Annotated in this window: 20 protein-coding genes; 15 read left to right on the forward strand and 5 right to left on the reverse strand. The window is 66.8% G+C overall.

The features are described from left to right. Positions 1–10: 10 nt before the first annotated feature. Positions 11–481 (forward strand): hypothetical protein, encoded by a 471-nt coding sequence (locus V9L20_RS10390; RefSeq protein WP_258503601.1) that lies wholly within the window; start codon positions 11–13, stop codon positions 479–481. Positions 482–552: 71 nt separating this feature from the next. Here the strand turns inward: V9L20_RS10390 and ssb are convergent, their stop codons facing one another. Next, the gene (gene ssb / locus V9L20_RS10395) at positions 553–1,104 is read right to left on the reverse strand and encodes a single-stranded DNA-binding protein (protein WP_337296522.1); all 552 of its coding nucleotides are present in this window, start codon (positions 1,102–1,104) and stop codon (positions 553–555) included. A 173-nt stretch (positions 1,105–1,277) separates the two neighbouring features. On the opposite strand from ssb, the gene uvrA reads away from it, so the two are divergent. Further along, positions 1,278–4,394, forward strand: a complete 3,117-nt coding sequence (gene uvrA / locus V9L20_RS10400; protein WP_337296523.1) for an excinuclease ABC subunit UvrA — start codon at positions 1,278–1,280, stop codon at positions 4,392–4,394. Positions 4,395–4,447: 53 nt separating this feature from the next. Then, positions 4,448–5,338, forward strand: a complete 891-nt coding sequence (locus V9L20_RS10405; protein ID WP_337296524.1) for a DMT family transporter — start codon at positions 4,448–4,450, stop codon at positions 5,336–5,338. A 10-nt stretch (positions 5,339–5,348) separates the two neighbouring features. Here the strand turns inward: V9L20_RS10405 and V9L20_RS10410 are convergent, their stop codons facing one another. Genes V9L20_RS10410 through V9L20_RS10420 form a run of 3 tightly spaced genes read right to left on the reverse strand, consistent with a single transcriptional unit; the run spans position 5,349 to position 9,354 of the window. Next, a complete protein-coding gene (locus tag V9L20_RS10410) occupies positions 5,349–6,086 on the reverse strand; it encodes a GntR family transcriptional regulator (RefSeq protein WP_443098566.1) in 738 nt (245 codons plus the stop codon). Between the two features lie 20 nt (positions 6,087–6,106). Further along, positions 6,107–7,870 (reverse strand): glycerol-3-phosphate dehydrogenase/oxidase, encoded by a 1,764-nt coding sequence (locus V9L20_RS10415; protein WP_337296526.1) that lies wholly within the window; start codon positions 7,868–7,870, stop codon positions 6,107–6,109. Continuing rightward, complete coding sequence (locus tag V9L20_RS10420; RefSeq protein ID WP_337296527.1) at positions 7,867–9,354, reverse strand: FGGY family carbohydrate kinase; 1,488 nt, start codon at positions 9,352–9,354, stop codon at positions 7,867–7,869. The genes V9L20_RS10415 and V9L20_RS10420 overlap by 4 nt, the downstream gene beginning before the upstream one ends. A gap of 180 nt (positions 9,355–9,534) precedes the next feature. On the opposite strand from V9L20_RS10420, the gene V9L20_RS10425 reads away from it, so the two are divergent. From V9L20_RS10425 to V9L20_RS10480, 12 genes are all read left to right on the forward strand, one after another. Further along, complete coding sequence (locus V9L20_RS10425; RefSeq protein ID WP_126747754.1) at positions 9,535–10,575, forward strand: substrate-binding domain-containing protein; 1,041 nt, start codon at positions 9,535–9,537, stop codon at positions 10,573–10,575. Between the two features lie 61 nt (positions 10,576–10,636). Beyond that, on the forward strand, positions 10,637–12,148 hold the full coding sequence (locus V9L20_RS10430; protein ID WP_337296528.1) for a sugar ABC transporter ATP-binding protein: 1,512 nt from the start codon (positions 10,637–10,639) through the stop codon (positions 12,146–12,148). Continuing rightward, entirely contained in the window at positions 12,145–13,161 is a 1,017-nt protein-coding gene (locus V9L20_RS10435) for an ABC transporter permease (protein ID WP_281146416.1), read from the forward strand. The genes V9L20_RS10430 and V9L20_RS10435 overlap by 4 nt, the downstream gene beginning before the upstream one ends. Beyond that, on the forward strand, positions 13,158–14,150 hold the full coding sequence (locus V9L20_RS10440) for an aldo/keto reductase (RefSeq protein WP_337296529.1): 993 nt from the start codon (positions 13,158–13,160) through the stop codon (positions 14,148–14,150). The genes V9L20_RS10435 and V9L20_RS10440 overlap by 4 nt, the downstream gene beginning before the upstream one ends. A 43-nt stretch (positions 14,151–14,193) precedes the next feature. Next, complete coding sequence (locus tag V9L20_RS10445; RefSeq protein WP_337296530.1) at positions 14,194–15,045, forward strand: class I fructose-bisphosphate aldolase; 852 nt, start codon at positions 14,194–14,196, stop codon at positions 15,043–15,045. A 150-nt stretch (positions 15,046–15,195) separates the two neighbouring features. Then, on the forward strand, positions 15,196–19,917 hold the full coding sequence (locus V9L20_RS10450; RefSeq protein ID WP_337296531.1) for a LamG-like jellyroll fold domain-containing protein: 4,722 nt from the start codon (positions 15,196–15,198) through the stop codon (positions 19,915–19,917). A gap of 141 nt (positions 19,918–20,058) precedes the next feature. Further along, entirely contained in the window at positions 20,059–20,298 is a 240-nt protein-coding gene (gene atpE, locus V9L20_RS10455; RefSeq protein WP_337296532.1) for a F0F1 ATP synthase subunit C, read from the forward strand. A 171-nt stretch (positions 20,299–20,469) separates the two neighbouring features. Beyond that, complete coding sequence (locus tag V9L20_RS10460) at positions 20,470–21,675, forward strand: ABC transporter substrate-binding protein (RefSeq protein ID WP_258503586.1); 1,206 nt, start codon at positions 20,470–20,472, stop codon at positions 21,673–21,675. Beyond that, positions 21,672–22,592 carry a branched-chain amino acid ABC transporter permease gene (locus tag V9L20_RS10465; protein WP_337296533.1) on the forward strand — a complete coding sequence of 307 codons (921 nt, stop codon included), beginning with the start codon at positions 21,672–21,674 and terminating at the stop codon, positions 22,590–22,592. The genes V9L20_RS10460 and V9L20_RS10465 overlap by 4 nt, the downstream gene beginning before the upstream one ends. Before the next feature lies 1 nt (position 22,593). Continuing rightward, positions 22,594–23,574, forward strand: coding sequence for a branched-chain amino acid ABC transporter permease (locus V9L20_RS10470; protein ID WP_337296534.1), 981 nt, complete (start codon positions 22,594–22,596; stop codon positions 23,572–23,574). Then, positions 23,571–24,326, forward strand: coding sequence for an ABC transporter ATP-binding protein (locus tag V9L20_RS10475; protein WP_258503581.1), 756 nt, complete (start codon positions 23,571–23,573; stop codon positions 24,324–24,326). The genes V9L20_RS10470 and V9L20_RS10475 overlap by 4 nt, the downstream gene beginning before the upstream one ends. After that, a complete protein-coding gene (locus tag V9L20_RS10480; protein WP_337296535.1) occupies positions 24,323–25,042 on the forward strand; it encodes an ABC transporter ATP-binding protein in 720 nt (239 codons plus the stop codon). The genes V9L20_RS10475 and V9L20_RS10480 overlap by 4 nt, the downstream gene beginning before the upstream one ends. An 11-nt stretch (positions 25,043–25,053) precedes the next feature. Here the strand turns inward: V9L20_RS10480 and V9L20_RS10485 are convergent, their stop codons facing one another. After that, positions 25,054–25,662: a class I SAM-dependent methyltransferase gene (locus V9L20_RS10485; RefSeq protein WP_337296536.1), complete on the reverse strand. Its 609-nt coding sequence runs from the start codon at positions 25,660–25,662 to the stop codon at positions 25,054–25,056. Positions 25,663–25,801 lie beyond the last annotated feature (139 nt).

The following is a 25,801-nucleotide window of genomic DNA, read 5'->3' on the forward strand; positions in this document are numbered from 1 at the left end:
AGGAGTTCCAATGTCCGGAAACATGTCCGCTGCAGGTGCAACTGCCCTGCGCCCGACGCGAATAGCGCCACCGTTGGCTGCCGCCGGCATGCTGCTGCTCTTGCTGCCGCTGCCGCTGCGGCTCAGTTCCGCGGAGCCGACGCACGGCATGAACAGTTCCACGGCCCGCTTCACCATCTCGATGGTCGTTCTGCCGACCTTCAAGGTGCTCGAGGTCACACCGGTCAAGGGCGGACATGAATACCGCGTGTGGACCAACATGAAGTCGGTGGTCATCAAGGGCCGCGAGTACCGGTTCGACAAGATCGGCGAAACGACGCTCATGGTGGCCGGAAACGATGCCGATGGCCGCGATAGCCTCGCTTCCGCCTGGCAAGGCGTCATCGGTGCAATGGCGGCGACCACGGGCTCCGCCCCGTCGCAAACTGCCGCTCCGGCCGGCGACGGCAGCAATGCGATGCGGGTGACGGTCACCTACTGACCGCGCGCCAGAAAAAAAGCCTGCAGCGATGAACTGCAGGCTTTCGATCGGCGAATTCCGGTGAAACGATTTCAGAACGGAATATCGTCGTCCATGTCGTCGAAGCCCGACGAAGACTTGGCCGGAGCCTGGCGCGGCGCCGCCGCAGGAGCGCGCGGTGCCGCGGCGGGTGCACGGGGGGCGTAGCCGCCGCCACCACCGCCGCCTTGCGAGTAGCCGCCACCGCCGCCGCCGCCCTGCGAATAACCGCCGTCGTCCTCCGGACCGCCCGACGGGCCGCCCTGGCCCTGGCGGCTGCCCAGCATCTGCATCTGGTCGGCGCGGATTTCGGTGGTGTATTTCTCGATGCCGTCCTTGTCGGTCCACTTGCGCGTGCGCAGGCTGCCTTCGACATACACCTGCGAGCCCTTGCGCAGGTATTGGCCGGCAATTTCGGCCAGGCGGCCGTTGAAAACGATGCGGTGCCACTCGGTGGCTTCGCGCATTTCGCCGCTTTGCTTGTCTTTCCAGCGATCGGTGGTGGCCACGGTGACGTTCGCGACCTGGTCGCCGCTCGGGAAGGTACGCATTTCTGGGTCGCGCCCCAGGTTGCCGACGACGATGACTTTATTGACCGATGCCATATGCACTGCCCCTGATAAGTAGATGGAGGAGAAGGAAAAGTAGAACCCGACATTGTGCCCGATGGCGGCCGCCTGGGTGCCGCCGCCTGGCGCCCCGGAAGCACCGGCCGAGGAGCGCCTCATGAAACCGGCCTCAACCCGCCCCCTCGCCATGAAATGCCGCTCGGACTATCATGTCCGGTTGCCCTCGGACGATCGCCCCCTTGAATTCCAAAGCCATTGAAGACATCGCCGCCAACGAGGAGAGCGCACGCGACGCGCGACTCGAACGCGACACCTACCTCGGCGCGGTGCTTGCGCAACAGCGCATCAGCATCCGTGGTGCGCGCACCCACAACCTGAAGAACGTCGACCTCGACATTCCGCGCAACAAGCTGGTGGTGATCACCGGCCTGTCGGGCTCGGGCAAGTCGAGCCTGGCTTTCGACACGCTGTATGCCGAAGGGCAGCGGCGCTACGTGGAAAGCCTCTCGGCCTATGCGCGGCAGTTCCTGCAGCTCATGGACAAGCCCGACGTCGACGTGATCGAGGGCCTGTCGCCCGCCATCAGCATCGAGCAGAAGGCCACCAGCCACAACCCGCGCTCCACCGTGGGCACGGTGACCGAGATCCACGACTACCTGCGCCTGCTCTATGCGCGCGCCGGCACACCCTACTGCCCCGAGCACCACCTGCCACTGCAGGCACAAACGGTGTCGCAGATGGTCGACGCCACGCTCGCCATTGCCAATGAGCCGCGCCTGATGATCCTGGCGCCCGTGGCGCGCGAGAAGAAAGGCGAGTTCCTCGAGCTCTTTGCCGAGATGCAGGCCGCGGGCTACGTGCGCTTCAGGGTCGACGGGCAGACCTACGAATACAACGACCTGCCCAAGCTCAAGAAGACCGAGAAGCACGACATCGACGTGGTCATCGACCGCCTGCGCGCGCGCCCCGACATGCAGCAGCGCCTGGCCGAGAGCTTCGAGGCGGCGCTGCGGTTGGCCGAAGGCCGCGCCATTGCGCTGGAGCTGGGCACCGAGGGCGCGCCCGACAAGGAGCACCTGTTCAACGCCAAGTTCGCCTGTCCGATCTGCCACTACTCGCTGTCGGAGCTGGAGCCGCGCCTTTTCTCGTTCAACTCGCCCGTGGGCGCCTGCCCGAGCTGCGACGGCCTCGGCCACCGCGAGGTGTTCGACCCGGCGCGCGTGGTGGCCTTCCCTTCGCTCTCGCTGGCCAGTGGCGCCATCAAGGGCTGGGACCGCCGCAACAGCTACTACTTCAGCATGATCGAGAGCGTCGCGAAGCACTACAAGTTCGACGTCGACGCGCCCTTCGAAACCTTGCCCGCCTCGGTGCAGCAGGTGCTGCTGCACGGCTCGGCGGCCGAAGAGATCAAGTTCAACTACACCATGGAGTCGGGCAACTTCGCGGGCAAGAAGCTCACGAAAAAGCACCCCTTCGAGGGGATCATCCCGAACATGACGCGGCGCTACCGCGAGACCGATTCGGTGATGGTGCGCGAAGACCTTGCGCGCTTTCGCAACCTGCAGCCCTGCCCCGACTGCGGCGGCTCGCGCCTCCGGCCCGAGGCGCGCAACGTGTTCCTGGTGGACGAGGCCAATCGCCCTGCCGATGGCGGCGAACCGCCGCGCATGGCGATCTTCGAACTGAGCCATCTCACGCTGCGCGATTCGCTCGCCTGGTTCCAGAACCTGAAGCTGCGCGGCGCCAAGGCCGACATTGCCGACAAGGTGGTGCGCGAAATCGGTCTGCGCCTGAAGTTCCTGAACGACGTGGGCCTGAACTACCTGAGCCTGGACCGCAGCGCCGAGACGCTATCGGGCGGCGAGGCGCAGCGTATTCGCCTGGCCTCGCAAATCGGCTCCGGCCTTACGGGCGTGATGTACGTGCTCGACGAGCCCAGCATCGGCCTGCACCAGCGCGACAACGACCGGCTCATCGGCACGCTGAAGCACCTGCGCGACATCGGCAACAGCGTGATCGTGGTCGAGCACGACGAAGACATGATCCATGCCGCCGACCACGTGATCGACATGGGCCCCGGTGCCGGCGTGCACGGCGGCCGCGTGATGGCGCAGGGCACCTATGCAGAGGTGTCGGCCAACCCCGATTCGCTCACCGGCCAGTACCTTTCGGGCACGAAGAAGATCGAAGTGCCCAAGCACCGCACCGCCTGGCTGCCGGTCGTGAAGAAGCCCGCCTTCAACGAAGGCAAGAAGGCCTCGCGCTTTCCGCCGAGCCCCGCGGCCGAACGGCGCGCCGCGCGCGAAGCAGCGCACCTTGCTTCGCAGACCGCCCTGCAGGAAATCCGCGTGGTGGGCGCCACCGGCAACAACCTGAAGAACGTGAGCGTGGCCTTCCCGGTCGGCCTGCTCACCTGCGTTACGGGCGTTTCGGGCTCGGGCAAGTCGACGCTGGTGAACGACACGCTCTACACCGCGGTGGCGCGCACGCTGTACCGTGCGCACGAAGAGCCGGCCGCGCATGAATCGGTTGAAGGCATCGAGTATTTCGACAAGGTCATCAACGTCGACCAATCGCCCATCGGCCGCACGCCGCGCAGCAACCCGGCCACCTACACGGGCCTGTTCACGCCGATTCGCGAGCTGATGGCCGAGACCAACACCGCGCGCGAACGCGGCTACGGCCCGGGGCGCTTCAGCTTCAACGTGGCGGGCGGGCGCTGCGAAGCCTGCCAGGGCGACGGCGTGGTGAAGGTCGAGATGCACTTTCTGCCTGACGTGTACGTGCCCTGCGAGGTGTGCCACGGCCAGCGCTACAACCGCGAGACGCTCGAGGTTCAGTACAAGGGCAAGAACATCGCGCAGATCCTCGAGATGACGGTCGAGGTGGCGCACGAATTCTTGAAGGCCGTGCCGACCATCGAGCGCAAGCTGCGCACGCTGCTTGACGTGGGCCTTTCGTACATCAAGCTCGGCCAGTCGGCCACCACGCTCTCGGGCGGCGAGGCGCAGCGCGTGAAGCTGGCGCTGGAGCTCAGCAAGCGCGACACGGGCCGCACGCTCTACATCCTGGACGAACCGACCACCGGCCTGCACTTTGCCGACATCGAGCTGCTGCTGAAAGTGCTGCACCAGCTGCGCGACGCGGGCAACACCATCGTCGTGATCGAGCACAACCTGGACGTCATCAAGACGGCCGACTGGCTGATCGACATGGGGCCCGAAGGCGGCGCGGGCGGCGGCACGGTGGTGGGCGAAGGCACGCCGGAAGATATCGCTGCGAATGAAGCCAGCCACACAGGGCGTTACCTCAAGCGGCTGCTGTAGTAGCCGCACCGGCTCCCTGCACGAATGCGCAAGCCGCGCCACAATCGCGGCCCATGCCTTCCTTCACGCCGCGCCAGTTCGTCCTGCTCGTTCTCCTGACCCTTGCATGGGGCCTCAACTGGCCCGTGATGAAAATCGGCGTGGCGGACTATCCGCCGCTCGCGTTCCGCGCCATTTCCATCTGGCTCGGCCTGCCGGTACTGGGCCTCGCGCTGGTGTGGATGAAGGTGCCCTTTCGCGTGCCGCGAAGCGCATGGCCCGAACTGGTGTGGCTGGGCGCCACCAACATGTTCGTCTGGCATGCCTCAATCATCCTTGCGGTGAAGGCGCTCTCGGGCGGCCGCGCGGCAATCCTCGGCTACACGATGCCGGTGTTCTCGGCGGTGATCGGCGCGCTGCTGTTCTCTGCCGTGCTCACGCGGCGTGCATGGATCGGCGTCGGTGCCTGCGCGGTGGGCGTGGGCCTGCTGCTCTGGCACGAGCTCACCGACTTTGCGGGGCGGCCCGGCTACGTCGCGCTCGCACTGGCGGCTGCCGCCACATGGGCGCTGGGCACGCAACTGCTGCGGCACACGCGCATCGGGCTGCCCACGCTCACGCTTTCGTTCTGGATGACGGCGATGACGGCCGTCGTGATGACGGTGCTCACTTTTCTCTTCGAGCGCGACCAGTGGCGCTGGCCCGGCCCCGTGACCTGGGGTTCGATTCTCTACAACGCGGTGCTGATCTTCGGCTTTGCACACGCGGCGTGGTTCTACCTGGCGCGCGGCCTTCCGCCGGTGGCATCGACGCTGAGCGTGATGTTCATTCCCGTGCTCGGCGTGTTCAGCGGCGCGGTGTGGCTCGGCGAGGTCGTGCACTGGCAGGACTGGGTGGCCGTCGCGCTGATGATGGTGGCGATTGCCTCGGTGCTCTGGCCTTCGCGCAGCACCGCCAAGGCCTGACGAAGAAAAATCAGGTCGTCGTCTGCACGTGCAGCCGGCTCGTCTTGCAGCGGTGCAGTGCACGGTAGTGCTCCAGCGGCCGCCCGTTGGCGCCGTAGGCAATCGACTCGATGCGCAGCAGCGGCTCGGGCTGCGGCAGGTCGAGCAGCTTGCAGGTTTCGGCATCGGGCAGCACCGCATCGATCCAGCGCTCGGCGCGCACCAGGCGCAGCCCGTATTGCCGGCGCAGCACGTCGTACAGCGAACGGTCTTCCAGGCGTGCGCGGTGCAGCCCGGGGGCCAGGTCGGCCGGCACCACGGTTTCGACCAGCAGGCGCAGCTCGCCGTCCACGCTGCGCAGGCGCTTGAGCGCCACCACCTGCGTGTCGTCGGCCAGGCCCAGTGACGAGGCCTCTTGCGCAGTGGGCGCGCGCAGTTCCTGCGTGAGGATTTGCGTGCGCACCGAGCGGCCCTTGCGCTCCATCTCGTCGGAGAAGCCCAGCACGGTGGAAACAAAGTCTTCGTCGCGCTCGCGCGCCGACACAAAGGCGCCGCGCCCCTTGATCTTGTAGATGAGGTTGTTGCGCACCAGGTCGGCCAGAGCCTCGCGCACCACGATGCGCGAAATGCCGAACTGCTCGCCAAGCTCCGCCTCGGAAGGCAGCTTGGCGCCGATGGGCAGCACACCCTGCAATATCTGCAGGCGAATGGTGTCGCGAAACTGCGCCCACAGCGGCGATTCGGAGTTGCGGTCGAGCACGGTCGACATGTCGTTGGGACTGTTCACTTTTAGGCTTGGCCAAGCACTGGGTTGGCCATCAATGATGCATCGAAAGAAGGTTGTTCGCCTGCCGGCACGGCATGAAGGCGTACGTTGTGCCGCTCGCGCAGCGCCGTGGTGCAGGCGCACAGCTCGTTATGGGCATGCACGGCGTCCCAGCCCAGCGCCTCGGCCGCAACGCCCGCAATCTCGGCCAAGGCTGTGTCGGTGACCAGGCCGCGAATGGCCAGCAGCGTGCGGCGAATCACGAGATCGTCCAGGTGCACCACGCCGGTTTCAAGGCACAGGTACGACAGCTCGGCCGCCGAATAATCCGGCGCATGCGCGAGCGGCACATCACCCGACGCCGCAAGGCGCTGGGCCAGCGGCAGCGCCTTGGAGCCGTAGCGTGCCAGCAGGTTCAGCGCGCGCGTGCGGCCCATGCCGGAGGCCGCCATCATCTTCTCGATGAAGCGGTCGGCCGCCGCTGGATCGGCCGGCAGTTCCGCACCGCCGCCAATGGGCAGCAGCTCGGTCGATGCGGTGCGCGAGCGGCCCAGCAGCTGCAGCACTTCGTTGGTGGCTTCCTCGGCCAGCGAGCGAAAGGTGGTCCACTTGCCGCCGACCAGGCCGACGATGGCAATGTCGCGCGTTGCATTGGGCGGATCGACCACCACCGAGTGGTCGCGCGAAATCTGGCCCGGCTTGTCGGCATCGGAGCGCGCGAGGGGCCGCACGCCAACGTAGGTGTAGACCACGTCGCCGCGGCCGAAGGCCATGTTCGGAAAAACCTCGCGCAGCACGTCGATCAGGTAGTCGACCTCCGCCGGCTCGGTGACGATCTGGTCCGGGTCTTCCACCGGGATGTCGGTGGAGCCCACCAGCACGCGGTCCAGAAACGGGTAGACGATGCACACGCGCCCATCCACCGCCTCGAAGTAGGCCATGCGGCCGTCGAGCGCATCGCGCAGCGCCGGGTGGTCGAGCACCAGGTGCGAGCCCTTGGTGCCCATCACGCGCGGGCCGGCACCGCCGAGCACCGCCGCGCTGCGGTCGAGCCATGCACCGGTGGCGTTCACCACCGTGTCGGCCGTCACGCGCACGAGTGCGCCGGTGATCTCGTCGCGCAGCGTGAGGATGTTGCCCGCACAGCCCATCACGCGGCAGTAGTTCGAGGCCGCGGAACGCGGCTGGTCGCGGCAGGCATCGCCGATCAGTTCGAGGATGAGCCATTCGGGATGGCTGATCCACGCATCGAAGAAGGTGGCGGTCCAGCGGATGGCCGCACGGAACAAACCGCGGTCGGCCGAAGGCACGCGGCTGATGCGGTGCCCAGGCATTACGCGCTGGCGCCGCCCCAGCAGGTCATAAAGCCGCAGGCCCAGTGCCACCGCCAGCAGGCCGCGCGTGCGCTGCGGCGGCGTGCGGCCGAAGAACTTGAGCGCGCTGCTCATCAGCCCGCCGAAGAAGTTGGCGAGCGGCACCACCGTCTTGAGCGGCCGCACCAGGTGGGGCGCGTTGCGCAGCAGCAGGTTGCGCTCGCGCGTGGCTTCGGCCACCAGCGAGAAGCTTCCGCTCTCCAGGTAGCGCAGGCCGCCGTGGATCATGCGCGAGGGTGCGCTGCTGGCGCCTGCGCCAAAGTCGCCCTTGTCGACGATCAGGCAGTCGACGCGCTGCAGCGAAAGGTCGCGGAACACGCCGACGCCGTTGATGCCGGCGCCCACGATCACGGTGGAGAAATGCCGCCCCGCCAGCGAGGCCGGACGCACGAAGGGAAGTTGCCAGGCGCTCATCTCTCGCTTCCCGAGATGTGGGTGAATACAGGTGACATGCTGTCGATCAGTTCGTTGAAACCGGCGTTGAAATCCGCATGAGCGCTGGCGTCCCGTGCATCGGGTTCGACCACTTCGCAGGGCGCGAGCAATGGGCTGCCTTGGCGCGCGTCGTCGAGACCTTGCGACATGGCCGCGTAGATTGCGGCGCCGCGCGCGCCGGTCTCGTCGTCGGCGCAGCGCTCGACCGGGCGGCCGAGAAAAGCCGCCAGCAGGCGCACTAGGCGCGCATCGCTGGCGCCGCCGCCGAGGACCGTCGTTTCGCCAACCGCGAGGCCGGCCGCGGCAAGGCGGGCCGTGTGCCGCGCATGCAGGGCCGCAACGGAATCGACCACGGCGCGTGCCATGTCGGCGCGTGTGTGATGGCTCTTGAGGCCCACGAAGCCGCCGGTCACGCCGCCTCCACCGTTGACGAAAGGAAGAAAGCGCAAGCCGCCAGCGCCGAGCGGCACCGTCATGGCCAGGTCGACCACCGCGCGCGAATCGGGCAGTGCGAGCACGCCGGCCAGCCAAGCGATGTTGGCCATCGACGAGGGGCTGTTCTCCATGTAGAGCCGCTCGTCGGTGCGGCCGAAATTCACGATGGCGGCGACGGAAGGCTTCGGCTCCAGCACCGGCCCGATGACGGCATTGACGCACCAGGTGCCGAACACCGATACCGCACGGCCGCGCGCTTCCGCGCCAATCGCCGTCATGGAGGCGAGCAGGTCGATGGCGCCCATCGCCACCGGAATGCCCGCCGGCAACCCGCACAGCGCCGCCTCCGAAGGCCCCAGTTTTCCGATGACAGTGCCGCTCGGCACGATGGGGCCGAAGGCATGTGCGCCAAGCTCCGCAATGCCCGATGCATCGAAGGCCGCCTGCGACCAGTTGCCGGTGGCGAGCGACACCAGCCCGGCAGTGCTTGCATCGCTCGCGTCAGTGGCAATCTCGCCGGTGAGCAAAAAGCCGAGGTAGTCCTTGGCGAACAGCAAGCGGCGCAGCTCACCGCGCTGCACGGCATCGGCGCCCAGCAACTCGGCGGCGATTACCGTCGGCTGCCCGGGCCAGGGGCTGCAGCCCACGTCCTCGAACAGTTGCGCACCGCGGCTTGCCGCGAGGGCGCGCGCACGCGCATCGGCACGCTGGTCGGTGGAGGCGACGGCACGTCCGCCGACGAGCTGGCCGTCGGCATCGAGTGCATAGAGGCCGGCGCCGTGGCCGGTGCAGGCCATGGCGCGAATCTCGGCCATGCGCGGGCCGAGCTGTTGGGCAACATCGCGCAGCACATGCGTCAGCGCGGCGCGGATGGCAGGTGCGCCCACCTCGCAGCCGCCGCCGGCCAGCCGGTCGTGCGGCAAGGGCATGCGGGACAACGCAACGGTGCGGCCGCTCGCAGCTTCGAGTGCCAGCGCCTTCAGGCTGCTCGAGCCCATGTCGACGCCGATCAATATGTTTGGCTTCATGTCATAACAGCTTCTGCGACTTGAAAGCGACTCGCCAGTAGCGTTTCCCCTAGTTATCGCGGCAAACAACCCGCGATTACATTCTACCTGTCATAACAACTGTCGTGACAACGAGGTCCCAAAGATCTGCTCTCCAAAGGCAGGTCGCAAGCTCTGCCAGTCAACGCGAGGAGACACAAGATGAGGCGAAATTTCCTGAAGTCCGCTGCGGCCGCCGGTATCGGCCTGGCCGGCACCAGCGCATTTGCGCAGTCCACCCCCACGGCCGCCGCCACCGGATTGCGCGGCAACGCCAGCGACGTGTACGTGATGAACGTGATGGTGTCGGGCGTCGAATACTGGTTTCCGGTCTACGAAATGATGAAGCAGCTCGGCCGCACGCTGGGCGTGCGCACGCGCTACACCGGCACGCCCGAGTACGACGTGAACAAGCAGCTGGCCTCGTTCGAGCAGGAACTCGCGCGCAAGCCCGCGGGCATCCTGCTGCACCCGATGAATCCCGATCCGTTCATCGAGCCGATCAACCGGGCGGTGGCCATGGGCATCCCGGTCGTGACCTTCGCGGCCGACTCGCCCAACTCCAAGCGCGCCTCGTTCGTCACCTCGGACAACGACCGCGAAGGCACGCAGGCGGCCGACGCGATTGCCGCAGCGCTGGGCGGCAAGGGAGAGTACGCAGTGCTCGAAAACCCTGGCCAGGACAACCACGACCGCCGCATCGCAGCCTTCATCAACCGCATGAAGACCAAGCACGCCGGCATGAAGCTGGTGGGCCGCGCCGCGAGCAACCAGGACCCGAGCAAGGCCTACCAGGCGGTGCTGAGCCTGGCGCAGGCCAACCCGAACCTGGGTGCGCTGTTCATGCCCGAAGCCAACTCGGCGTTGGGTGCCGCGCAGGCCAAGATCGAATCGAAGAAGAACATCCGCGTGATGTGCTGCGACGTGAACGCCAAGATCCTCGACATGATCAAGGCCGGCGACGTGTTCGGCGCCATCAACCCGAACCAGGGCATGCAGGGCTACATGGGCATGATGATGCTGTTCCTGGCCAAGAACCCTTCGCTCATCGACCCGATGAACGACGCCAAGCGCAACGGCACCAATCCCATGTCGGTGCCGTTCCTGGACAACGGCCTGTCGGTGGTCAGCAAGGCCAACGCCGACGACTTCTACTGGGACAAGTACCTCGCACGCCGCGGCACCAAGGGAATCGGCGAATGAGCGCAGCGCCGGGCCGCCCCAAGCAAGCTCGCACCGCAGCGCATGGCGCGGAGGTTGCCGAGTGACCACGTTGCTCGAGCTTCGCGGCATCAGCAAGCGCTTCGGCGCTTCGCGCGCGCTCTCGGGCGTGGACTTCTCGCTGCATGCGGGCGAGATCCACGCCCTGTGCGGCGAAAACGGCGCGGGAAAGTCGACGCTGATGAACATCATCGACGGCATCCACCGGCCCGACGAAGGCGACATCGTTCTCAACGGCGAGAAGGTGGCCATCGACGGCCCTGCGCATGCCATGCGCCTGGGCATCGGCCTGGTGCACCAGGAGATCGCGCTGTGCGGCGACGCCACCGTGGCCGAGAACATCTTCATGCCCGAGATCAACGCGGGCAAGCAGGCGTGGATGAACTACGCCAGCCTGAACGCGCGCGCCGCCGAAGTGCTGGCGCGGCTCGGGCAGGACATCGACCCTGCCGCGCCGGTGAGCGAACTCAGCATTTCAAGCCAGCAGCTGGTGGAGATTGCCAAGGCGCTCACGCTGGACTGCAAGGTGCTGATCCTCGACGAACCCACGGCCGCGCTCACCGACAACGAATCGGCCGCGCTCTTCCGCGTGCTGCACGACCTGAAGGCCCAAGGCATCGGCATCATCTACATCAGCCACCGCATGGCTGAAATATTCACGCACTGCGACCGCGTCACCGTGCTGCGCGACGGGCGCAACGTGCATTGCGGGCCGCTGGCCGGGCTGACGGCCGACGAGCTGGTGCGCCGCATGGTGGGCCGCGAGCTCGGCAACTACTACCCGCCCAAGCAAGAGAGCACCGAGTCGTCCGGCCCGGTGCTCGAAGTGAGCGACATCGCCGACGGCGAGCGCGTGCACGGCATCTCCTTTGCTCTGAAGCGCGGCGAGATCCTCGGCATTGCCGGGCTGATGGGCGCCGGCCGCAGCGAACTGGCCGAGACCGTGTGCGGCCTGCGCGCCGCCACGCACGGCACGGTGCAACTGCACGGCAAGACGCTCTCGATCCGCAAGTACAGCGATGCGCTGCGCGAAGGCATCGCCTATCTCAGCGAAGACCGCAAGGCCGCGGGCGTGTACCTCGACCTGCCGATTGCGCAGAACATCTCTTCGATGGCACTGCGGCGCGTGAGCTCCGCCTGGGGCCTCTTGCAGCGTTCGGCCGAACACCGCCTGGCACGCGAGCTGGGCGCCAAGCTCAACCTCAAGTCGGACGGCGTGGCCATCGAGGTCTCGAGCCTGTCGGGCGGCAACCAGCAGAAGGTGGCCATTGCCAAGCTGCTGGCCACCAACCCCTCGGTGCTGCTGATGGATGAGCCGACGCGCGGCGTGGACGTGGGCGCGAAGTCCGAGATTCACCACATCCTGCGTGAGCTCGCGAACCAGGGGGTGGGCGTGATCGTGATTTCTTCGGAGCTGCCCGAGATCATCGGCCTGTGCGACCGGGCGCTGGTGATCCGAGACGGGCGGCTGGCCGGTGAATTGAATTCCAACGAAATGACGGAGGAAGCCCTGCTGCGGCTCGCCTCCGGACTCTGCGAACAGGAGATGGCATGAACTATCCGGCACAACTCGATGCGGGCATCGCGCCCAGGCAGTCAGGAGGCGGCCCCGCAAAGCCCACCAACAAGCTCACCAGCATGCGCGAGATGGGCCTGCTGCTGATCATTGCGGTGCTTTGCGTGGCGATGAGCTTTGCGTCGCCCTACTTCCTTACCTGGGAGAACGTGCGCGCGATGCTGCTGTCGTTTTCCATCGAAGGCATCGTGGTGGTCGGCATGACCATCCTGCTGATCGTCGGGGGCATCGATCTATCGGTGGGCTCGGTGGTCTGCTTTGCGATGGTGGTCACTGGCAAGCTCTTTTTGATGGGCGTGGACCCGTGGATCGCGAGCCTGGTGGCCATTGGCGCGAGCGGGCTCATCGGCGCAATGATCGGCGGCTGCGTCACCCGCATCGGGCTCAACCACTTCATTGCATCGCTGGCCTTCATGGTGATCGTGCGCGGGCTGTGCCTCGCGCTCACGCAGGGCACGCCGCAGTCGCTGTTCTCGCTGCCGCCCGAGTTCAAGTTCATCGGGCAGGGCACGCTGTTCGGCGTTCCCGCCGTCATCCTTATCTTCATTGCCATCGTCGTCGTGAGCGACTTCGTGCTGCGCCGCTCGACCCTGCTGCGGCGCGTGTTCTACACCGGCAGCAACGAGAAGGCGGCGCTGTATTCGGGCATTCGCGTGGGCCGGGTGAAGTTCTGGGTCACGGTGCTGTGCGCCGCTTCGGCGGGGCTTGCGGGCGTGATCTACACGGCGCGCTTCGGCGCGGCCACGCCCACCTTCGGCGTGGGCATGGAGCTCAACGTGATCGCCGCCGCGGTGATCGGCGGGGCCAGCCTCAAGGGTGGCTCCGGCACGGTGCTGGGCGCGGTGCTCGGCCTGGCGCTGCTGTCGGTGGTGACCAGCTCGCTGATCCTGCTGGATGTTTCGCCTTACTGGCAGGACGTGATCAAGGGCCTGATCCTGCTCGCGGCCGTGACCATCGACCACCTGTTGAACACGAGGAAGAAGACAAGATGAAGAGCGAGATGAAGCAGACCACGCTGGGCCCGTCGGGCATCGAATGCTCGGCCATCGGCCTGGGCACCTGGGCGATGGGCGGATGGATGTGGGGCGGCGGGGACAACGCGGCGGCCGTGGTGGCCATCCAGGCCTCGCTGGACGCAGGCGTGAACCTGATCGACACCGCGCCGGCCTACGGCCTGGGGCGCTCGGAGAGCATCGTGGGCGCCGCGCTCAAGGGGCGCCGCCACGAGGCCGTGATCGCCACCAAGTGCGGCCTGGTGTGGCACACGCAGAAGGGCACGCATTTCTTCGAGGAAGACGGCCACCCGGTGTACCGCTATCTTGGCCGCGATTCGATCTTCCATGAATGCGAAGAGAGCCTCAAGCGCCTACAGACCGACTACATCGACCTCTACATCACGCATTGGCAAGACAGCACCACGCCCGTGGCCGAAACCATGGACGCGCTGCTCGACCTGAAGAAGCAGGGAAAGATCCGCGCCATTGGCGTGAGCAACGTGAGCCCCGAGACGCTCTCCGAATACCTTCGCCACGGCCCGGTCGATGCGGCGCAGGAGCGCTACAGCCTGATCGACCGCGAGATCGAGACCACGCTCGCGCCCTTGTGCAGCGAGCACAACGTAGCGGTGCTCGGCTATTCGTCGCTCGCGCTCGGCCTGCTCGCCGGCCCGATCGACCCCGAGCGCGAGTTCAAGGGTGACGACCAACGCGCCACCAACCCGCGCTTCAGCGAAGCCAACCGCTCCAAGCTCAAGGCCTTCTTCGAAGAGCTCGACCCGCTGCGCACGCAACTGGGCTGCTCGTTCGGCCAATTGATGATCGCGTGGACCGTCGCGCGAGGCACCGTGGCCGTCGCGCTGTGCGGCGCACGCGTGCGCCAGCAGGCCATCGAGAACGCCGGTGCCGGCGCGGTCGAGCTGGGCGACGACGCGCTGCGGCAGATCGATGTCGCGGCCAAGCGACACCTCGGCGCACTCGCCTGACCTTCCCCCTTCTTTTTTCCGATCCCAACAAGGAGTTCTTTCCATGTCGAAAGACAAGACAGCGCGGCTCAACCGGCTGCTGACCAATGGCCGCTGCCTGGACATAGCCCTGGACCACGGCGTGTGCAACGAGCCCTCGTTCCTCGACGGCCTGGAGGACATGCCCCAGGTCATGGACAAGCTCTTGGCCGCCGGGCCCGACGCGATCCAGCTCAACTACGGGCAGTCCGACCTGCTGCAGGACCGCCCGGGCCGCAACAAGCCCGCGCTGGTGATGCGCATCGACATGGGCAACCCCTACAACGCCACGCTGCACCGCGTGATGTGGGCCCAGCTGCAGAACGAGCATGACCCGGTGCTGCCGGCTGTGCAGCGCGACGCGGCCTGCGTGGTGGTCAACCTCTTCATGCTGCCGAACGAGCCCGACCTGTTTCGCCAGTGCGTGCAGAACATCGCACGCGTGCGCGCCGACTGCGACCGCTACAGCATGCCGCTGATGATCGAGCCGCTGGTGATGCAGTCGCCCACGCCGGGCAGCCGCTACCAGGTCGACGGCGACGCCGAGAAGATCGTCGCGCTGGTGCGCCTTGCGCGCGAGATGGGCGCCGACATCGTCAAGGCCGACCCGACCAGCGACCCCGCCGATTTCCACCGCGTGGTGCAGGCGGCGCGTTGCCCCGTGCTCGTGCGCGGCGGTGGGCGCGAAGACCTGCAGCAGGTGTTTGCGCGCTCGCGCGCACTGCTCGACCAGGGCGCCGTCGGCATGGTGTACGGGCGCAATGTGTACCAGCACGCCAACCCCTCGGCGGTGGTGAGTGCGCTGATGGCCATGATCCACCGCGGCGCCAGCGCCAAGGAGGCGTGGGCCCTCTACGAATCGAGCGGCGCCAAGTAAGACAAAGAGCGAGCGCCGGCGCAAGAAACCAAGAAGAAGTCAGCACGGCAGGCGATGCACCCGTCGCCCGCCGGGGTGCGTCCTGCGCGCGCACTGGAGAGGGTCGAGCAACGGGTTGCCCTGCGAACTTCTAACAATCTGGAGGCGACGATGAAGATCCGGTATTTCTTGATGGCGTTCCTGGCTCCGCTCGTCACATTGCTGACGCATGCGGCCATCACCGGGGTCAGCCCGATGACCACCCTCGACAACATGGCGACGGCCGTCGCCGAAGCCATGGCCGATCCGCTCCCGCTGCAGGGGCCGGGCCTCGGCAATCTCACCTACACATCGGCCGAGCTGTTCAAGCCGGTGTCGGTGATCACCAGTCCCAACCACCCGCTCGATCCGGCGCACAGCAGCGCCTACGAGTCGCGCGAGGTGCCCGCCACGTACCCGGGCCGCAAGGACTACGGCATGAACGCCGGCATCATGATCAACGGCTACTTTCTCACCTCGTTCGCGCCGGACAGCGGCCTGGGCCCGGGCGGCTTTTTGCTGTACGACGTGTCGAACCCGCGCCAGATCCAGCTGGTCAAGAAGATCTACGAACCCGAGGCCCGCACCAAGGAGTTCCGCGAAACGCACTCCTTCGGCACCGCGAAGATCGGCGGCAAGACGTACGTGGTGCTGCCCAGCATCAACGGTGTCGAGTTCTGGGACTTCACCGACATCAACGACATCAAGCAGGTGAAGAAGCTGGCGCTGCCCGGCGTCAACTCCGGCGACTACGAGAACGTCGCCTGGCAGCTCTGGTGGCAGGCGCCCTACCTGTACGTGGCCTCCGCGGGACGCGGCATGTTCATCGTCGACGCCACCGACCCCGCAAACGCCGTGGTTGCGAACCGCGGCGCGGGCAAGCCCAACCCGGTGCCCACGGGCGAGCTCGGCAATTTCCGGATCGGCCCGATCTTCACCATGGGCAACCACATGGTGCTGACCGCGATGGAAAGCAACGGCGGGTTCGCGAGCCTGGACATCTCCGACCCGCTCAACCCCAAGGTGCTCGATTCCATCGTGGGCACCACGCCGTTCTACTACGCCACCTGCTTCGACGGCAAAAGCCTGCACGTCTCGACGCGCGGCGGCGGCGCCAAGATGTACAGCTACGACCTGGGCGACCGCTCGCGCTTCGTGGCCGAGGACAACCGGCTGGTCATCGACGAGCAGCTGTACTGCGCCACGCAGGACAACTACGTGATCCAGGGCGCGCAAACGCGCATCCACAAGGTCGACGTGAGCAACCCGCTGAACCACGTGGAGGTGGGCCGCGGCAGCATCCTGCGCGAAGATGACCCGAACTTCTCGCATTCGGACAACGGCCAGGTCGCGATGTTCGGCAACCTCGTCTTCGTGGGCAACGACCACGGCTCGGGCAGCGGCTTCATCGTGCATGCGGTGGACCCGGACATCACCAAGCCTGAAGTGAAACAGGTGTCACCCGCCAACGGCGCGAAGCAGCAGGCGCTCACCTCGCGCATCGGCGTCGGCATGACCGACAGCATCCGCCCCGAGAGCGTCAATGCCAACACCTTCGTCGTGCGCGCGGTGGGCGGCAACACGCTCGCGGGCACCTACAGCGTGCAGCTGGGCATCATCAACTTCCATCCCGAGCAGCCTCTGCAGCCGGGCACCAGCTATGAAGTGTTCCTGCCCGCCAACGGCGTGAAGGACTATGCGGGCAACGCCATAGGCGCCGACTTCAAGTCGGTTTTCAACACCGGCAACGCGACCGACATCAACCTGCAGCACTACTGGACGCTGGCGGGCAACCTCTCCGACCAGATCGGCAGCAACAACGGCACGCCGGCCTCGGGCGACGCGTTCGAGAGCATCGGCATGAACTTTGCGGCGCGCACCGCCGGCGTGCCGCTGAAGAACGACACCGTGGCCACGGTGCTCGGCGGCACCGCCTCGCTGAGCTTCTACATGAAGACCACGCAGGCCGGCAGTGCCAACCCATGGACCGCGCCCGGCATCTTCGGGCGCGACCAGGCCAACGGCGCGGACGACGTGTTCTGGGGCTGGATCGACGGCAGCGGCTTCATGAATCTCTCGGTGGCCAACAAGGCCACCAACAACCCGGGCACACGTTCGCAGGCGGCCGTGAACGACGGCAATTGGCACCACGTGGTGATGACCCGCGACGCGGCCTCGGGCGCGCAGACCATGTACGTGGACGGCGTGAAGACCAGTTCCACCGGCCTCACCGGCACCAAGGGGCTGGCGAACAAGTTCCAGGTCATGGGCCAGATCCAGGGCAACACCGACCTGTTCAAGGGCACGCTGGCGGAAGTGCGCGTGTACAGCCGCGTGCTCACCGACGGCGAAGTGGCCACGCTGCGCGGCCAGGCCGTCATCGGCGACCCGGGCATCGGCGGCGGGCCGAAGATCGTCAACGGCCAGCTGGTGTTCGACCCCGCCACGCTCGGCAGCAGCGGCGCGCAGTTCCGCTGGAACTTCGGCGACGGCACGCAGACGGCCTATTCCACCCAGCCGCGCTATACCTACACGTACACGCGGCCGGGCCACTACACCGTGACGCTGACGGTCCGCGACGCGAGCGGGCGCGAGACCTTCTACACCTACAACCTCACGGTGATCGTCCCTACCACGCCGCGGGCGCCCACGCACACCACCAACATCGCGGGCGACGCGAATTCGGTCTACTCGGTCAACCCCGACAGCGGCACGGTCGCCGCCATCGACGCGCAGACCCTGGCCAAGCGCTGGGAAGTGCGCGTGGGCGACGAGCCGAAAACGCTGGCCGTGGGCCCCGATGGGCGCATCTGGGTCACGGTGCAGGGTGAGGACAAGCTGGTGGCGCTCAGCGCGGCCGACGGCAGCCTCTCGGCGACCGTGCCGCTGGCCTACGGCAGCGGCCCCTACGGCGTGGCCTTCACCCCCGACGGCGCGAAGGGCCTGCTGACGCTGGAAAGCAAGTCGGTGCTGATGAGCTTCGACCCGAGCAACGGCGCCACCACCGGCGCGGTCGCGCTCGCGGGGAATCTGCGAGGAATAGCAGTAAGTTCAGACGCACAGGTGGCGTATGTCACTCGCTTCAAGTCGCAGATGACCGGCGGCCAGCTGCACAAGGTGAACCTGCAGAGCATGAGCGCCATGAGCACCATTGCGCTGCCGGTGGACACCACCACCGTGGACACCGAGAGCCGCGCGCGCGGCGTGGCCAACTATCTAAGCCAGGTGGTGATCTCGCCCGACGGGCGGCGCGCGGTGCTGCCTTCGAAGAAGGACAACATCGTGCGCGGCAAGTTCAGGGACGGCAACAACCTGCTGCACGACCAGACGGTGCGCTCCATCCTGTCGCAGGTCAACCTCCAGACCGCCGCGGAAGTGTTCGACGAGCAGATCGACTTCGACGACCGCGCGCCCGCGCGCGCCGCGCTGTTCTCTCCATCGGGCGACTACCTGTTCGTGGCGCAGATGGAAGGCAACCGCGTGGCGATCGTCGACCCCTACAGCCGCGCGGTGCGCGGCGAGATCAACGCCAGCAGCGCGCCGCACGGCCTGTACCTGGACGCGGCACGCAAGCGGCTGTTCGTCAACAACTTCCTGGCGCGCTCGGTGTCGGTGCACGACGTGGCCTCGGTGCTGAGCTCGGAGACCAATGCCGCAACCTTCCTGCAGAACGTGTCGACGGTGGCGCAGGAGCCCATGGCGGCCGCGGCCCTGCGCGGCAAGCAGGTGTTCTACAACGCCTCCGACCGGCGCATGAGCAAGGACAACTACATCTCCTGCGCGAGTTGCCACGCCGACGCCGGCGACGACGGCATGGTGTGGGACTTCACGCAGCGCGGCGAGGGCCTGCGACGCACCATCAGCCTCATGGGCAAGCGCGGCGCCGGCCACGGCAAGATGCACTGGACCGCCAACTTCGACGAGGTGCAGGACTTCGAGAACGACATCCGCAACGAATTCGGCGGAACGGGCTTCCTGAGCAATGCCGACTTCGCGGCCACCTCCGATCCGTTGGGCGCGCCCAAGGCCGGCAAGAACGCGCAACTGGACGACCTTGCGGCCTACCTGGGTTCGCTGAACAAGTACATGCGCAGCCCGGCGCGTGCGGCGGACGGCAGCCTGAGCGTGGAGGCGGCGCGAGGCCAGACGGTGTTCAACACGGCGCAGTGCGCCACCTGCCACACCGGAGGCACCTTCCGCGACGGCCTCAGGCACGACGTGGGCACGATCCAGCTCTCCTCCGGCAAGGGCATCAACCAGCCGCTGGCGGGCCTGGGCTTCGACACGCCCACGCTCTCGGGCACCTGGAATACCACGGCCTTCTTCCACAACGGGCAGGCGGCCACCTTGCAGGACGTGTTGAGCGGCGGCCACGGCAATGCGTCGAGCTTGCCGGCAAATGATGTGGTCGCGCTGCGCGAGTACGTGCGATCGCTGGACACGGCCCCGGCCGTGGTCACGCGCCTGCGCTCGGACCTGAACCCCACGATGTGCGTGAACATCAAGGGCGCGCTCACCACCAGCGGCACAACGGCGGTGCAATGGCCCTGCGGCAACGCGGGCAACGAGAAGTTCACGGTGAACAGCATCACCGGGGGCTACGTGCAGCTCGTGGCCGAGCACAGCGGCCTGTGCCTGGCGCAGAACGGCACGGCGACCACCAACGCGCCGGTGGTGCAGGTGGCCTGCTCGGCCGGCAACACGGCGCAGTGGAGCTTGGTGGGCGGAAGCATCCGCAACCGCGCCTCGGGCTCGTGCCTGGACGTGCCGAACGCTTCCACGGCGCAGGACACCGCGCTCATCACCTGGACCTGCAACGGCGGCACGAACCAGAGCTGGACCCAACTGCCCTGACGCCCTGACGCTCCCCTGAAAAGCCGGCCGCCTTTCGCGGCCGGCTTTTTTTCGTCCTGCCGATGACCTCCGGCGTCATGGACCGCACGCACCCGCTTTGAGAAAGTACCTCCATCGATCAACCAACCAGGAGAAAACACCATGACCGGCTTCAACATCCTTCCGCTCGCAGTGGCCCTGCTGATCGGCATCGCGGCGCTCGGCTCCTGCCTGGGCATTGCCCTCGTCGGCCAGAAGTTTCTCGAAAGCACCGCGCGCCAGCCCGAAATGATCGACGCGCTGCAGACCAAGTTCTTCCTGGTGGCCGGCGTGACCGACGGCGCGTTCATCATCGCCACCGGCATCGGCCTGTGGTTTGCCACCGCCAGCCCCTTCGGCTGAGGCGATCCGCGCACCAGGAAGTGACACGATTCACTGGCACCATTCGTGCTAGCACCGTTGACACCGAATTGTTTATGGTTAAAGTATTTAGCTATCAACGGTTCGATGTTCCTGGCACCGCATGGCGCGGTGCCGGTGCATCGTTTCACCCTTCCTTTGCCCGGAGAACCCATGAGCCACCCGTCCCCGAAGTTGCCCGCGCTGCCGCGCACCCTGCTTTCGCTGCTGCTCTGCGGTGCAGCCCTTGGCGGTGCGGCATCCGCCATGGCCGCGCCCGTCAAGGTGGGCCTGGCGCTCGACATCTCGGGCCCCTTCGCGGCATTGGGCGCCGAGGCGCGCGACGGCTTTGCGCTCGGCATCAAGCAGCTGGGCGGCAAGCTCGGCGGACAAGACGTGGAGTTTGTGCAAGCCGACATGGCCGGCAGCCCCGACCAGGCCAAGCAGTTGGTCGACCGCATGATCCAGCGCGACAAGATCGATATTTTCAGCGGCCCCATCGGCTCGAACGTGGCTCTGGCCGTCGGCCCGACGCTGTTCAACGCCAAGGTGCCGTACCTTTCGGCCAACGCCGGCCCGAGCCAGTTTGCGGGTGCCCAGTGCAATGCGTACTTCTTCGGCACGGCATACCAGAACGACCAGTTCCATGAGGCCGCCGGCAAGTTCGCACAGGACCGCGGCTTCAAGAAGACCGTGCTGATCGCTCCCAACTATCCCGCCGGCAAAGATGCACTCGGCGGCTTCAAGCGCCAGTTCAAGGGCCAGGTGGCCGACGAGCTCTACACCAAGCTCGGCCAGATCGACTACGCCGCCGAACTCGCGCAGCTGCGCGCGGCCAAGCCCGACTCCATCTACTTCTTCCTGCCCGGCGCAATGGGCATCAACTTCATCAAGCAGTTCGTGGGCGCGGGTCTCTCGAAGGACATCACGCTCGTGACCAGCGGCTTCTCGGCCGACGAAGACGTGATCGGCGCCGTGGGCGAGCCGATGCTCGGCCTGTTCAACACATCGCACTGGGCGCACGACCTGGACAACGCCGCCAACAAGGCTTTCGTGGCCGCCTTCCGCAAGGAGTACAACGGCCGCTATCCGTCGGTGTACGCGGCGCAGGCGTATGACGCCATTCTTGCGATGGACGCTGCCGTGAAGCAGGCCGGCGGCAACGCGCAAAACCGCGAAGCCGTGGTGGCGGCTCTCAAGAAGGCCAACTACGCCTCGACGCGCGGCAACTTCAAGTATGCGAACAATCACTTTCCGATCGAGAACTTCTATCTGCGCGTGATCGGCAAGGATGCACAGGGCAAGGTCACGAACAAGCTGATCAACACGGTCCTGACCAACTACGGCGACTCGTACGCCGACAAGTGCCCCCTCAAGTGAGCGGCATCCTCGTTCTCGAGCAGCTGCTCAATGGCCTCGGCTATGGGCTGATGCTGTTCCTGCTGGCGGCGGGACTCACGCTGGTGTTCGGCATCATGGACGTGCTGAACCTGGCGCACGGCTCGCTCTTCATGTCGGGCGCCTACGTGGCGGCAGAGGCGCACACGCGCACCGGTTCGTTCACCGCGGCCATCGTGATTGCGGTCGCCGTGACGGTGGTGGTGGCGCTGCTGCTCGAAGTGCTGCTGATGCGGCGCCTCTACACGCGCGACCACCTGGCGCAGGTGCTCGCGACCTTCGGCGTCATTCTGGTGGCGGACGACATCGTCAAGATGGCTTGGGGCCCTTCGCCGGTGATGGCTTCGACGCCGGCCGCCCTCTCCGGGCCTATCGAGCTGGTGGACGGCCTGCCCTACCCGGCATACCGGCTCGTGATCCTGGCCGGCGGGCTGCTGGTGGCGCTCGCGCTCTACCTGCTGGTCAACCACACGCGCATCGGCATGCGGGTTCGCGCGGGCGCTTCGGACCGGCCGATGGCCGAGCTGATGGGCGTGCGCGTGGGCCGCATCTTCAACGGCGTGTTCCTGCTCGGCGCGGCGCTGGCTGCACTGGCCGGCGCGCTGATGGGGCCCATCGTCGCGGTGCAAGTGGGCATGGGCGAAGCCATCCTGATTCCGGCGCTGGTGGTGCTGGTGATCGGCGGCATCGGCTCGGTGCGCGGCGCCTTCGTGGCCGCGCTGCTGGTGGGCGTGGTCGACACCATCGGCCGCGCCTTCGTGCCGATGCTGTTGCGTGCCACGCTGCCACCGGCCACGGCCGCCGACCTGGGGCCGCTGTTCGCCGAAGTGGCGATGTATGCGCTGATGGTGGTCGTCCTCATCTTCCGGCCCTCCGGCCTTTTCTCCGCACGGTCGTGACATGAAGTCTTCCTCGCGCTATATCGGGCTCGGGCTGCTCGTTGTTCTGCTCGCGGCGTTTCCGCTGGTGGCGCCGCTGCTCGGGCTCGACTTCTACATCGGCTTCGTGCGGCGCGTGCTCGTGGTGGCGCTGGCCGCCGCGAGCCTCAATTTCATCCTCGGCTTCGGCGGCATGGTGGCGCTCGGGCATGCGGGCTTCATCGGCATGGGCGCGTACACGGTGGTGGCGCTCAGCGATACGGGCGTGATGTCGGCATGGGTGATGTGGCCACTGGCCGCGCTGGTCGCCGGCTTGGTTGCGGCGCTGATCGGCACGGTGGCGCTGCGCACGCGCGGCGTGTACTTCATCATGACCACGCTGGCCTTTGCGCAGATGCTCTACTTCGTGGTGGTGTCGCTGCGGCGCTATGGCGGCGACGACGGCTACACGCTGATGAGCCGTCCGACGCTGCTGCCCGGGCTCGACCTTGGCAACGAGTCGAACTTCTATTGGGTGGTGCTGGTGATTGTGACGCTGGCGCTCTGGTGGCTGCAGCGCGCAACGCAGTCGCGCTTCGGCCATGCGCTCATGGGCATTCGCGACAACGAGACGCGCATGCGGGCGCTGGGCTACCCGGTGTTCCGTCTGCAACTCGTGGCCTTCACGATTGCCGGCGCCATTGCGGGGCTGGCGGGCGCGCTGCTTGCAGGCGGCAACGGGTTCGTGAGCCCGGCGACGATGCACTGGACGCAATCGGCCACGCTGCTCGTCATGGTGGTGATCGGTGGGCTGGGGCGCAGCTGGGGCGGGCCGGTGGGCGCCATCGTGTGGCTGCTGCTCGAGGAGTTCTTGAAGCAGCACACCGAGCACTGGCACATGCCGCTCGGATTGCTTTTGATTGCCGTTGCGTTGTGGGCGCCCAAAGGACTCGCAGCTTTGTACAAGCGCCGCTTGCCGCTCACCCCGGCCCTCTCCCCAGAGGGGCGAGGGAGTAAAGCATGAGCCTTTTCAGAATCGAAGGGTTGGTCAAGCGCTTTGGCGGCTTGCTCGCAACCGACCATGTGAACCTGACCGTGGAGCGCGGCGAAGTGCATGCGCTCATCGGGCCGAACGGTGCGGGCAAGACCACGCTGGTCAACCTGATCACCGGGCTGCTCAAGGCCGATGCCGGGCGCATCCTGCTCGACGAGAAGGACATCACCGGCTTCAAGGACCACCAGCGCGTGGCGGCCGGCATGTCGCGCTGCTTTCAGGTAACGCGCGTGTTTGCCAAGGAAACCGTGCACGACAACCTCATGCTCGCGGCGCAGGCCCATGCGGGCAGCAGCCTGCGCTTCATGGCGCCGCGAGCGAACGAGCGCGCCCTGGTGGAACGTGCCGTGGCGCTGGCCGAACGTGTCGGCCTGGGCAGCGAACGCCACCGCATCGCGGGCACCCTGCCGCACGGCGCGCAGCGCGCGCTCGACGTGGCGCTCGCGCTTGCGGCCGAGCCCAAGCTGCTGCTGCTCGACGAGCCGATGGCCGGCATGGGGCCTGACGAATCGGCGCGCATGGTCGAGCTGATCGAATCGCTGCGCGAGTCGATGGCCATCCTGCTGATCGAGCACGACATGGACGCGGTGTTCCGCCTGGCCGACCGGCTCACGGTGCTGGTGCAAGGGCGCGTGCTGATGAGCGGCACCGCCGACGAAGTGCGCGGGCATCCCGACGTGCAGGCGGTGTATCTCGGTACGGAAGCAGAGGGACACGCATGAACGCCGCCACCACATTGCTCGACGCGAAATCCGTCGAGGCCGGCTACGGCGCCAGCCAGGTGCTGTTCGGCATCGACTTGAAGATCGGCGCGGGCGAAGTGCTCGCGCTGCTCGGACGCAACGGCATGGGCAAGAGCACGCTGCTGAAGGTGCTGACCGGCACGCTCGCGCCGATGCGCGGCAGCGTGCATTTCGGCGGCGATGCCATCGGTGGCCACAAGCCCGACGCCATCGCACGGCGCGGCGTGGCCATCGTGCCCGAGGGGCGGCACGTGTTTCCGAACCTCAGCGTGGACGAGCACCTGCGCGCCTTCGCACGACCGCGCCCGGGCAGTGCGCCGCGCTGGACCGTCGAGGCGCTGTACAGCCTGTTTCCGCGGCTCGCAGAGCGCAAGGCCAACGCGGGCAACCAGCTTTCCGGCGGCGAGCAGCAGATGCTGGCGATTGCGCGCGCGCTTTCCACGCATCCGCGCCTCTTGATCCTCGACGAGGCCACCGAGGGCCTGGCACCGGTGATCCGCGAGGAGATCTGGCATTGCATCGCCACGCTCAAGGCCGAAGGCGAGGCGATCCTGGTGGTCGACAAGTACGTGCAGCGCCTGCTGCCGTTGGCCGACCGCCATGTGATCCTGGAACGCGGGCGCGTGGTGTGGCAGGGCGATTCGGCCGCACTCGACGCCGACCGTTCGCTCTGGACGCGCTACCTGGGCGTGTAGATTTCGGTTCGCTACAGCGGACGGCACGCCAGGAAGTTGGCCCACGTCACGTTGTCGCGGCCGATCCACTGGCTGCTCCACTGCGTGTGCAGGCCCGCCGCTGCAAGCGCTTCGGCGAACCGGTCTTTCGCCCAGTACACGGTGTGATAGTCGTCGTTCGTCTCGCCTTCGCCGATGCGCATGGCCACCAGGAAGACGCCGCCGGGCTCGAGTGCGTTGAACACCTTGCGCAGGACCGGCGCGATCTGCGCGCGATCGACATGGATCAGAACGCACATCGCGAGGACTGCGCTATACGGCCCGCCCAGCGCATCCGTGACGACATTGAGCAGCTCGCCCTTCTTGCCGCGCTCCGCCTGCAGGTCGAGAAACGCCTGGACCGCATCGGTGCGCCTGACGACACCGCCCAGCGCCTCGACGAAGTCGGCGTCTTGCCCCGATCCGGAACCGATCTCGAGCACGGTGCCGCCGGCGGGCACGAGCTGCATCATGCGGCGCAGCGCATCCTCGATCTCGGGCGGCCGGTGGCCCGCCACGATCGCGTTGTATTCGCGGGCGGACGCTTCGTAAGACTCGATGGTGCGGTGCATGTTCTTCAGCGCCGAGTCTGAAATCTTCATGGAAGCCTTTCCGGCCCATCGGACATCCGGCGGGACCTGGATGGAAAGTCTAGGTCCAAGGCGCCATCCGGCTCATGGGGAAAATTGCCTAGGACCCATGCATTACACCCATCACGTGATGCGCGGACCTAGCGTTGGC

Origin of the sequence: Variovorax sp. CCNWLW225 (assembly GCF_037204045.1) — a bacterium.
In the GTDB taxonomy this organism is placed as follows: domain Bacteria; phylum Pseudomonadota; class Gammaproteobacteria; order Burkholderiales; family Burkholderiaceae_C; genus Variovorax.